The following is an 11,393-nucleotide window of genomic DNA, read 5'->3' as shown; positions in this document are numbered from 1 at the left end:
GCTGCTGAAGCTTAATAAGGTTCGCTCTTTCTGAGAGCCCTTAGACATCAGATGTGATCTGTTAAGGGGCCGTGAAGGCCCCTTTATTTATCTCACTTAGTCACGCACCCTGTTCGGGCTGGCGGGGCAAGTAAATTTTCCGCAACAAGTTTCTGACAGTGTGAAAGCACTGCGAGACGAATCGAGGATTCTGGAATGGCTGAAATTACCGCTGCACTGGTAAAAGAACTGCGCGAGCGTACTGGCGCAGGCATGATGGACTGCAAAAAAGCGCTGACCGAAGCGAACGGCGACATTGAGCTGGCGATCGAGAACATGCGTAAGTCTGGTGCGATCAAAGCTGCTAAGAAAGCAGGCAACGTGGCTGCTGACGGCGTGATCAAAACCAAAATCGCTGGCGACTATGGCGTGATTCTGGAAGTGAACTGCCAGACTGACTTCGTGGCAAAAGATGCCGGTTTCCAGGCCTTTGCTGACAAAGTGCTGGACGCTGCTGCTGCCGGTAAAGTGACTGATGTGGAAGTTCTGAAAGCGCAGTTCGAAGAAGAGCGCGTGGCACTGGTTGCGAAAATCGGTGAGAACATCAACATCCGTCGTGTTGCTGTCCTCGAAGGCGCAGAGCTGGGTAGCTACCTGCACGGCGCGCGCATCGGCGTTCTGGTTTCAGCGAAAGGCGCTAACGAAGATCTGATCAAACAGATCGCGATGCACGTTGCAGCGAGCAAGCCTGAATTCGTTAAACCAGAAGACGTTTCTGCTGACGTGGTTGAGAAAGAGTACCAGGTTCAGCTGGACATCGCGATGCAGTCTGGCAAGCCAAAAGAGATCGCAGAGAAGATGGTTGAAGGCCGCATGAAGAAATTCACCGGCGAAGTCTCTCTGACCGGTCAGGCTTTCGTTATCGACCCAAGCAAAACTGTTGGCCAGGCGCTGAAAGAGCAGGGCGCTGACGTGATCAACTTCATCCGCTTCGAAGTGGGCGAAGGCATTGAGAAAGTCGAATCTGACTTTGCAGCCGAAGTTGCTGCCATGTCCAAACAGTCTTAATGGTTTGCAGGAACCGCCGAGAGGCGGTTCTTTTTTGTCTGCGTTTTGGCGCAGCAATTTTCAGTCTCATCCCAATAGCTTTTCTCACGCGCTAAGCGGATGATCGATCAGATTTAACTTCTCATTCATCTTATCTTCCAGGAAGAATTGACCATGGCGACCAACGCAAAACCTGTATATCAACGTATCCTGCTAAAACTGAGTGGCGAAGCACTGCAAGGTGCCGAAGGTTTTGGTATTGACGCGAGCGTGCTTGACCGTATGGCGCAAGAGGTGAAAGAGCTGGTTGAGCTGGGCATCCAGGTGGGTGTGGTTATTGGTGGCGGTAACCTGTTCCGTGGCGCTGGCCTGGCACAGGCAGGTATGAACCGTGTGGTCGGTGACCATATGGGTATGCTGGCAACCGTGATGAACGGCCTGGCAATGCGTGATGCATTGCACCGTGCGTATGTGAACGCACGACTGATGTCCGCGATTCCGCTGAATGGCGTGTGTGATAACTACAGCTGGGCAGAAGCCATCAGCCTGTTGCGTAACAACCGCGTGGTGATCTTCGCCGCGGGTACGGGCAACCCGTTCTTTACCACCGACTCTGCTGCTTGCCTGCGCGGCATTGAAATCGAAGCGGATGTGGTGTTAAAAGCCACTAAAGTCGATGGTGTTTACTCGGATGATCCGGTGAAAAACCCGGATGCTACGCTGTATGAGCAGCTGTCTTATGGCGAAGTACTGGATAAAGAGCTGAAAGTGATGGATCTGGCCGCCTTTACACTGGCGCGCGACCATCAGCTGCCGATCCGTGTCTTCAATATGAACAAGCCTGGCGCGCTGCGTCGCGTGGTGATGGGTGAAAAAGAAGGCACCCTGATTACGCATTAATACCCGACGCAGGATAAAATAAGGTATATTCTGTTGGCGCGCTGCACTGCTGTCGCGCAGCATTCAGGATGATCGATGTTTATCGATACCGTTTCCGTTCCGCTGCGTCCGGAAGTGGCCAGGTCAAACCGAATCCAAGGGTTTCAACGTGATTAACGATATTAAAAAAGATGCTGAAACGCGCATGGACAAATGCGTGGAAGCATTCAAAAACACCATCAGCAAAGTGCGCACCGGTCGTGCTTCGCCTTCACTGCTCGACGGCATCGTTGTGGAATATTACGGTACGCCAACGCCGCTGCGTCAGCTGGCCAGCGTCACCGTTGAAGATTCACGCACGCTGAAAATCAACGTGTTCGATCGCTCAATGGGTCCGGCAGTCGAGAAAGCTATCATGGCTTCTGACCTCGGCCTCAACCCAAGCTCAGCCGGTAGCGACATTCGTGTTCCACTGCCTGCGCTGACCGAAGAGCGTCGTAAAGATCTGATCAAGGTTGTGCGTGGCGAAGCCGAGCAGGGCCGTGTTTCCGTGCGCAACGTGCGCCGTGACGCGAACGACAAGATCAAGGCGCTGCTGAAAGACAAAGAGATCAGCGAAGACGACGAACGTCGCTCGCAGGACGAGATCCAGAAAATGACCGACGTTCGCATCAAGCACGTTGATGCGGCGCTGGCCGAGAAAGAGAAGGAACTGATGGAATTCTGATTCCGTCATTTGCCTGACAAAACGCCGTTCAGAGACGTAGTACGACTCTGGCGGCGTTTTACATTGTGCCCGGCGTACGCGCGGGCGCGCACCACGACTTCACAGGGACAGCACCATGAAGCGATTAACTCTGCTGGGTTCGACCGGCTCAATTGGCACCAGCACGCTGGCGGTAGTGGCGGCGCATCCTGAGCGCTATCAGGTGACTGCGCTGGTGGCAGGTCAGAATGTGGCGCTGATGGCCGAACAGTGTCAGCAATTTAAACCGCGCTACGCGGCGATGTCCGATGACGCTTCCGCTGCGGCGCTGCGTGAACGACTGAAAGCACTCAACATAGATACGGAAGTGCTCTCCGGCGTTCAGGCCGCCTGCGAACTGGCCGCGCTGGATGAGGTCGATCAGGTGATGGCCGCCATTGTGGGCGCTTCCGGTTTACAACCGACGCTGGCCGCCATTCGCGCCGGCAAAACCGTCCTGCTTGCCAATAAAGAATCGCTTGTCACATGCGGCCGTTTGTTTATGGAGGCGGTGCGCCAGCATCAGGCGCAGTTGCTGCCGGTTGACAGCGAGCACAACGCCATTTTTCAGAGTTTGCCCGCTTCCATACAGCATCAGTTGGGGTACGCTGATCTGCGGGAGAATGGCATCGAGTCGATTCTCCTTACGGGATCGGGTGGTCCTTTTCGTGACACGCCATTAGCCGAGCTGGCCGCTATGTCGCCAGATCAGGCCTGTGCGCATCCGAACTGGTCAATGGGGCGTAAAATCTCCGTTGATTCGGCCACCATGATGAATAAAGGTCTTGAATACATTGAAGCCCGCTGGCTGTTTAACGCCACCGACGCACAAATGGAGGTCATCCTGCATCCGCAGTCGGTGATTCACTCCATGGTGCGATACTGCGACGGTAGCGTGCTGGCACAGCTGGGTTCACCCGATATGCGCACGCCAATCGCCCACAGCATGGCCTGGCCGGCACGTATTACCGCAGGCGTAACGCCGCTTGATTTCACCCGAATGAAGGCGCTGACGTTTGCTGAGCCGGACTACGCACGCTATCCCTGCCTGAAGCTGGCAATCGATGCATGCGCAACCGGACAGGCGGCCACCACCACGCTGAACGCAGCCAATGAAGTCGCGGTAGCGGCATTTCTGCAGCATCAGATTCGCTTTACCGATATCGCGGCCATCAACAGTGAAGTGCTGGCAACCCTGCAGTGTCAGGAGCCGGGCAGCGTGGATGACGTGATGGAGATTGATCGTATTGCACGCGTGCGGGCCACGGCGTTGCTGCCGCGCTTTCGTTTAGCCGGTTGATGGTGGCGCTATTTGTTCGCTCAGGGTGAAAATGGTATAGTCGCTCGCTCGCGTTTTACGGCCCGACATTGTTTCGATGTCATCCGGTGAAGTTTCCGGCGTTTGCCGCAGGCGCAATGTATTCAGAAACCACAGCATTTCTGATGAAAGGAATTATTACGCGTTATGTCGTCCAACAATCACAACACAATCGATGACGAGTCGTACTGCACGCCACGTCACGTGGCCATCATTATGGATGGTAATGGTCGCTGGGCAAAAAATCAGGGCAAACTGCGTATTTCAGGCCACAAAGCCGGGGTAAAATCAGTACGCCGGGCCGTCAGCTTTGCGGTCAGCCATAAACTGGAAGCGCTCACGCTCTATGCGTTCAGCAGTGAAAACTGGAGCCGACCGGTACAGGAAGTGACGGCCTTAATGGAATTGTTTGTCTGGGCGCTCGACAGCGAAGTCAAAAGCCTGCACAAGCACAATGTGCGTCTGCGCATTATTGGTGATATCAGCCGTTTCAATAACCGCATTCAGGAACGCATTCGCCGCGCCGAGGAACTGACTCAGCAAAATGATGGACTCACCCTCAACATTGCTGCCAACTATGGCGGCCGTTGGGATATTATCCAGGGTGTAAAAAAACTGGCTGAACAGGTTCAGGAAGGACTGCTACGTCCTGACCAGATAACTGAAGAAAGTCTGGCTCCGCATCTGTGTATGCAGGAGCAAGCGCCGGTGGATTTAGTGATAAGGACCGGGGGAGAGCATCGGATCAGCAACTTCCTGCTGTGGCAGATCGCCTATGCTGAGTTTTGGTTTACCGATGTTCTTTGGCCTGATTTTGATGAACACGTTTTTGAAGGTGCACTGAATGCATTCTCTTCGCGGGAGCGACGCTTTGGCGGCGCGGCACCAGGCGGCGCCTGAGCAATCTGGGGGTAACCTTTGCTGAAGTCTCGTCTGATCACCGCGTTTATTCTGATTCCGCTGGTGATCGCTGCTCTGTTTTGGTTGCCGCTGTCCGGTTTTGCGATTACCACCATCATCATCTGCATGCTTGCCGCCTGGGAGTGGGGGCAGCTGGCGGGGATGGCAACGCGTCAGCAGCGTATCTGGCTGGCGGTGCTATGCGGCCTGCTGCTGGCGGTGATGCTGTTCACCCTGCAACCCTATCAACGTAATCTGCACCAGTTCCAGATGGAGAGCTCGCTCTGGGCCTCGCTGGGCTGGTGGATTGTCGCGCTGTTTCTCGTGCTGTTTTATCCGGCCTCCGCTGCGCTGTGGCGCGCATCGCGTCCGCTGCGCCTGCTGTTTGGCGTGCTGACCGTGGTGCCGTTCTTCTGGGGCATGATGGCGCTGCGCCAGTATCACTATGACACCGACCATTTCGCCGGCGCCTGGTGGCTGCTGTTCGTGATGTTCCTCGTCTGGGGCGCGGATTCCGGTGCTTACATGTTTGGTCGTCTGTTCGGCAAGCATAAGCTGGCGCCGAAAGTCTCGCCGGGCAAAACCTGGGAAGGCTTCTTTGGCGGACTGCTGTCATCGGCGATTATCGCCTGGCTGTTTGCGCTGCTGGCCCCGCTATCGGTGGCGCCGGGCACGCTGATTATCTGCGCCGTGATTGCCACGCTGGCCTCCGTGCTGGGCGATCTCACGGAAAGTATGTTCAAACGTGAAGCCGGTATCAAAGACAGCGGTAACCTGATTCCGGGGCACGGTGGTATCCTCGATCGCATTGATAGCCTGACAGCCGCGGTGCCGGTATTTGCCTGCCTGCTGCTGCTGGTGTTCCGCACCCTCTGAGGATAAGCGACGATGTTGAGCATACTCTGGAGTTTTGTCGCCTTTATCGTGGCGCTCGGCGTGCTGATTACGGTGCACGAGTTCGGCCACTTCTGGGTGGCGCGTCGCTGCGGTGTCAAAGTAGAACGCTTCTCGATCGGTTTCGGCAAAGCCCTGTGGCGTCGCACTGACCGCCAGGGCACGGAATACGTGATCGCGCTGATTCCGCTCGGTGGCTACGTCAAAATGCTCGACGAGCGCGTAGAGAGCGTGCCCGCTGAGCTGCGTCATCAGGCCTTCAACAATAAAACCGTGCTGCAGCGTGCCTCAATCATTGCCGCCGGTCCCATCGCAAATTTCATTTTTGCCGTGTTTGCCTACTGGGTGGTGTTCATCCATGGGGTGCCGGGTGTTCGCCCGGTGGTCGGCGAAATTATGAGCGGTTCCGTCGCGGCAGAAGCGCAAATTACCTCCGGCATGGAACTTAAAGCGGTTGACGGTATCGAAACGCCTGACTGGGATGCTGTGCGCCTGGCGCTGATCGGTAAAATCGGCGACAGCAGTGCCACGCTGACCGTGTCACAGTTTGGTCAGCAGGCGACGCAGCAGAAGCAGCTCAATCTGCGTGACTGGCAATTTGAACCGGACAAACAGGACCCGGTGGTCGCTTTAGGTATTCGACCGCGCGGGCCGCAAATCGAAACCACGCTGGCAGAAGTGCAGGCGCGTTCACCGGCAAGTGCTGCCGGTTTGCAAGCCGGCGACAGGATCGTTAAAGTCGATGGTCAGCCATTAACGCAATGGCAGGTTTTTGCGGCTCAGGTTCGGGATAATCCCGGCAAAAACATGGCGCTGGAGGTTGAGCGTAACGGTGAACCGTTAACGCTGACGCTAACGCCGGAAGCGAAACCGGGTAACGCAGCGGAAGGTTTTGCCGGGGTGATCCCGCGTGTGATCCCGCTGCCGGATGAGTACAAAACGGTAAAACAGTACGGACCTTTCGCCGCGATTGGTGAAGCCGGTGTCAAAACCTGGCAACTGATGAAGCTGACGGTTTCGATGCTGGGCAAGTTGATAACCGGGGACGTCAAGCTGAATAACCTGAGCGGGCCAATTTCGATTGCGCAGGGTGCCGGATTATCAGCTGAATATGGGGTGATTTATTACCTGATGTTCCTCGCGCTGATTAGCGTCAACTTAGGGATCATCAATCTGTTCCCTCTGCCGGTTTTAGATGGTGGACATCTGCTCTTTCTGGCGATCGAAAAGATCAAAGGTGGACCGGTGTCCGAGCGAGTTCAGGACTTCAGTTATCGCATTGGCTCAATACTGCTGGTGTTATTAATGGGGCTTGCACTTTTCAATGATTTCTCACGCCTGTAATAGCTGGAACGCAGACAGGCGCGGGATGTGTTAGGAAAACGCATAACAACGATGGCGATGAAAAAGTTGCTCATAGCGTCGCTGCTGTTTAGCAGCGCCACCGTTTACGGTGCAGACGATTTCGTAGTGAAGGACATTCATTTCGAAGGTCTACAGCGAGTCGCCGTCGGCGCGGCTCTGCTCAGCATGCCGGTACGCGTCGGTGATACGGTGAATGATGATGACATCAGAAACACCATTCGCTCACTGTTCGCTACCGGTAACTTTGAAGATGTCCAGGTTCTGCGTGACGGCACCACCCTGATTGTTCAGGTGAAGGAACGTCCGACCATTGCCAGCATCACCTTCTCCGGTAACAAAGCGGTGAAAGAGGATCAGCTGAAGGAGAACCTTGAGGCCTCCGGTGTGCGCGTTGGCGAAGCGCTTGACCGCACCACGCTCTCTTCCATCGAGAAGGGGCTGGAGGACTTTTACTACAGCGTCGGTAAATATACCGCCAGCGTCAAAGCCATCGCGACGCCGCTGCCGCGTAACCGTGTCGATCTGAAATTCGTCTTCCAGGAAGGCGTCTCGGCCAAGATCCAGCAGATCAACATTGTCGGCAACAAAGCGTTCAGCTCAGACGAACTGATCTCCCGCTTCCAGCTGCGCGATGAAGTGCCGTGGTGGAACGTGGTGGGCGATCGTAAATACCAGAAGCAGAAACTGGCGGGCGATCTCGAAACCCTGCGCAGCTTCTATCTGGATCGCGGTTATGCGCGTTTCAATATTGATTCCACGCAGGTGAGCCTGACGCCGGACAAGAAAGGCATCTACATCACCGTCAACATCACCGAAGGCGATCAGTACAAGATTGCCGGCGTGATCGTCAACGGCAGCATGGCGGGCCACTCGGCGGAAATTGAGCACCTGACGCAGATTCCTAACGGTGAGCTATATAACGGCACCAAAGTCACCCAGATGGAAGATGACATTAAGAAGCTGCTGGGCCGTTATGGCTACGCCTATCCACGCGTGGTGACGCAGCCGGAAATCAACGATGCGGATAAAACCGTTAAGCTGCACATCAACGTTGATGCCGGTAACCGTTACTACGTGCGTAAAGTGCGTTTTGAAGGTAACGACACCTCGAAAGATGCCGTACTGCGCCGCGAAATGCGTCAGATGGAAGGCGCATGGCTGGGCAGCGACCTCGTCGATCAGGGCAAAGAGCGCCTGAACCGTACCGGTTACTTCGAAACCGTGGACGTTGATACCCAGCGCGTTCCGGGCTCGCCAGACCAGGTTGACGTGGTTTACAAAGTTAAAGAGCGTAACACCGGTACCTTCAACTTTGGTGTGGGTTACGGTACGGAGAGTGGCGTCAGCTTCCAGGTCGGCGTGACCCAGGAGAACTGGCTCGGCACCGGTAATACCGTCGGCATCAGCGGTACCAAGAACGACTACCAGACTTACGCAGAATTCTCACTCACCGATCCGTACTTCACGGTGGACGGTGTGAGCCTCGGCGGCCGCCTCTTCTACAACGACTTTAAAGCGGATGATGCTGATCTCTCCGACTACACCAACAAAAGTTACGGTGTGGACGGTACGCTCGGCTTCCCGGTTAACGAAAACAACACGCTGCGCGTTGGCTTAGGTTATGTGCACAATGACCTGTCCAACATGCGTCCGCAGGTGGCGATGTGGCGTTACCTTGACTCGGTGGGTCGTCATCAGGGGCTGAATGATGACGGTGATTTCTCTGCGGATGACTTCACCTTCAACTACGGCTGGACGTACAACACGCTCGATCGTGGTTTCTTCCCGACGCGCGGTAACCGTACCAACCTGAACGGTAAAGTGACCATTCCGGGCTCTGATAACTCGTTCTATAAAGCGACGCTGGACACCCAGCAGTACGTGCCGCTGAACCGTGATGGTACCTGGGTGGTGCTGGGTCGTGGCCGTGTTGGCTACGGTGACGGACTCGGTGGCAAAGAGATGCCGTTCTATGAGAACTTCTACGCCGGTGGTTCCAGCACTGTGCGTGGCTTCCAGTCCAACACCATTGGTCCGAAAGCTGCTTACCTGAACGATCGTTCGTCGAGCTGTAATCTGACCGATCCGGACGGCATCTGTAAGTCTGACGATGCGGTGGGCGGTAACGCCATGGCGATCGCCAGCCTTGAGCTGATTACGCCAACGCCGTTCCTGAGCGAAAAATATGCAAACTCAGTACGTACCTCGGTATTTATGGATGCCGGTACCGTCTGGGATACCAAGTGGCAGAACACCGCGGAAACCCGCGCGGCGGGCATTCCGGACTACAGCGACCCGAACAACATTCGCGTCTCTGCCGGTCTTGCGCTGCAGTGGATGTCGCCACTTGGACCACTGGTGTTCTCCTACGCACAGCCAGTGAAAAAAGTCGAGGGAGACAAAGCAGAACAGTTCCAGTTTAACATCGGTAAAACCTGGTAAGGTTCTGAGCACGGAAGCAGAGTCGTAGTACGGCATCGCGCCGGCGCCAGACGGGAGCCGGACGATGCCAACACTGTGTCGCTGACACAAACGTTGATGGTAAGGAGTTTATAGTGAAAAAGTTGTTGTGTGCCGCAGGTCTGGGTCTTGCTTTAGCGGTTTCCGCGGGCGTTCAGGCTGCTGACAAAATTGCAGTGGTAAACGTGTCCAGCATTTTCCAACAGTTACCGCAACGTGCGACCGTTGCTAAACAGCTGGAAAACGAATTCAAGGGCCGTGCCACTGAGCTGCAGAGCCAGGAGCGCGATCTGCAGACTAAAATGCAGAAACTGCAGCGTGATGGTTCAACCATGAAGGCCAGCGACCGCAGCCGCATGGAAAAAGACATCATGTCACAGCGCGAAGCATTCTCGACGAAAGCGCAGGCTTTCGATCAGGATAACCGCCGTCGTCAGATGGAAGAGCGTAACAAACTGCTGAGCCGTATTCAGGACGCAGTGAAGAAAGTGGCGGACAGCGAAGGGTATGACGTGGTAATCGACGCCAATGCCGTTGCCTATGCTTCTAACGCGAAAGACATTACTGCTGACGTGCTGAAACAGGTTAAATAATCGATGTCATCAATTCGACTGGCTGATTTAGCCCAGCAGTTGGATGCAGAATTGCACGGAGATGGCGATATCGCCATCTCCGGCATTGCTTCTATGCAATCCGCCACCCCTGGTCAAATCACTTTTCTTGCCAACAGCCGCTACCGCGAGCAGCTCGCACAGGTTCAGGCCTCAGCCGTGGTGCTGACGGAAGCGGATCTGGAGTGGTGTAAAACCGCCGCGCTGGTGGTGAAAAACCCTTACCTGACTTATGCCCGTATGGCACAACTGCTGGACACCACGCCGCAGCCCGCGCAAAATATCGCGCCCAGCGCCGTGATCGATCCGAGCGCGAAGCTGGGGAACAATGTCTCGGTGGGCGCTAACGCGGTCATCGAGTCCGGCGTTGAGCTGGGTGATGACGTGGTGATTGGCGCCGGCTGCTTTGTCGGCAAGCGCACGCGCATTGGCCGTGGTTCCCGTCTGTGGGCCAACGTTACGGTTTATCATGAAACTCAGATTGGTCAGGATTGTCTGATTCAGTCTGGCACCGTGATTGGTGCCGATGGTTTCGGTTATGCTAACGACCGCGGCAACTGGGTGAAAATTCCTCAGCTGGGCACCGTGGTGATTGGCGATCGGGTAGAAATTGGTGCCTGTACCACGATCGATCGCGGTGCGCTGGATAACACTCTGATCGGCAATGGTGTTATCATAGACAACCAGTGTCAGATTGCGCACAACGTCGTGATTGGTGATAACACCGCGGTTGCCGGTGGTGTGATCATGGCGGGTAGTCTGAAGATTGGGCGTTACTGTATGATTGGCGGAGCCAGCGTCATTAACGGCCATATGGAAATCTGTGACAAAGTGACGGTAACCGGCATGGGCATGGTCATGCGTCCCATCACAGAGCCTGGGGTATACTCATCGGGTATCCCGCTGCAACCCAACAAAACCTGGCGTAAAACGGCAGCGCTGGTGATGAACATCGATGACATGAGCAAACGCTTAAAAGCCATCGAACGCAAGGTCGGCAAAGACGACTGAGCACATCCCGGCTCTACCCGCTTTCATAATAAAGCAGCGTACCTTCTTTCACCTCGGGGTTAACCAGAGTGCGGCAGCAGGTATCATGGTAAGCGAAACGCCACTGAACTGATTTGCGGCCTGCGAAAGATCATTTTGATCGGTGCAGGCCGTGTTATTGTTGCCATCAGATTTTTTAGGACAG

General features: G+C 55.2%; 10 protein-coding genes. All 10 read left to right on the top strand.

The features are described from left to right. Nucleotides 1-195 precede the first annotated feature (195 nt). Nucleotides 196-1,047, top strand: coding sequence for a translation elongation factor Ts (gene tsf / locus QMM04_RS17400; protein ID WP_021507489.1), 852 nt, complete (start codon nucleotides 196-198; stop codon nucleotides 1,045-1,047). Nucleotides 1,048-1,200: 153 nt separating this feature from the next. Further along, on the top strand, nucleotides 1,201-1,926 hold the full coding sequence (gene pyrH / locus QMM04_RS17395; RefSeq protein WP_039331221.1) for a UMP kinase: 726 nt from the start codon (nucleotides 1,201-1,203) through the stop codon (nucleotides 1,924-1,926). Nucleotides 1,927-2,074: 148 nt separating this feature from the next. Then, complete coding sequence (gene frr, locus QMM04_RS17390) at nucleotides 2,075-2,632, top strand: ribosome recycling factor (RefSeq protein ID WP_021507488.1); 558 nt, start codon at nucleotides 2,075-2,077, stop codon at nucleotides 2,630-2,632. Nucleotides 2,633-2,747: 115 nt separating this feature from the next. Next, on the top strand, nucleotides 2,748-3,950 hold the full coding sequence (ispC, locus tag QMM04_RS17385; RefSeq protein WP_058774798.1) for a 1-deoxy-D-xylulose-5-phosphate reductoisomerase: 1,203 nt from the start codon (nucleotides 2,748-2,750) through the stop codon (nucleotides 3,948-3,950). A gap of 165 nt (nucleotides 3,951-4,115) precedes the next feature. Further along, a complete protein-coding gene (gene ispU / locus QMM04_RS17380) occupies nucleotides 4,116-4,868 on the top strand; it encodes a (2E,6E)-farnesyl-diphosphate-specific ditrans,polycis-undecaprenyl-diphosphate synthase (protein WP_282996617.1) in 753 nt (250 codons plus the stop codon). Nucleotides 4,869-4,886: 18 nt separating this feature from the next. After that, a complete protein-coding gene (gene cdsA / locus QMM04_RS17375; RefSeq protein ID WP_010616187.1) occupies nucleotides 4,887-5,744 on the top strand; it encodes a phosphatidate cytidylyltransferase in 858 nt (285 codons plus the stop codon). 12 nt (nucleotides 5,745-5,756) lie between these two features. Then, nucleotides 5,757-7,106 carry a sigma E protease regulator RseP gene (gene rseP / locus QMM04_RS17370; RefSeq protein ID WP_058759530.1) on the top strand — a complete coding sequence of 450 codons (1,350 nt, stop codon included), beginning with the start codon at nucleotides 5,757-5,759 and terminating at the stop codon, nucleotides 7,104-7,106. Nucleotides 7,107-7,157: 51 nt separating this feature from the next. Further along, nucleotides 7,158-9,569 carry an outer membrane protein assembly factor BamA gene (gene bamA, locus QMM04_RS17365; protein WP_021507483.1) on the top strand — a complete coding sequence of 804 codons (2,412 nt, stop codon included), beginning with the start codon at nucleotides 7,158-7,160 and terminating at the stop codon, nucleotides 9,567-9,569. Nucleotides 9,570-9,682: 113 nt separating this feature from the next. Continuing rightward, nucleotides 9,683-10,180 (top strand): molecular chaperone Skp, encoded by a 498-nt coding sequence (gene skp, locus QMM04_RS17360; protein ID WP_021507482.1) that lies wholly within the window; start codon nucleotides 9,683-9,685, stop codon nucleotides 10,178-10,180. A gap of 3 nt (nucleotides 10,181-10,183) precedes the next feature. Continuing rightward, nucleotides 10,184-11,209: a UDP-3-O-(3-hydroxymyristoyl)glucosamine N-acyltransferase gene (lpxD, locus tag QMM04_RS17355; RefSeq protein WP_104094030.1), complete on the top strand. Its 1,026-nt coding sequence runs from the start codon at nucleotides 10,184-10,186 to the stop codon at nucleotides 11,207-11,209. Nucleotides 11,210-11,393: the final 184 nt, after the last annotated feature.

Source organism: Pantoea sp. Pa-EAmG (genome assembly GCF_030024295.1).
GTDB lineage: Bacteria > Pseudomonadota > Gammaproteobacteria > Enterobacterales > Enterobacteriaceae > Pantoea > Pantoea dispersa.
Note: the sequence above shows the minus strand (reverse complement) of the source record. Positions and strands in the feature narration are given on the sequence as shown.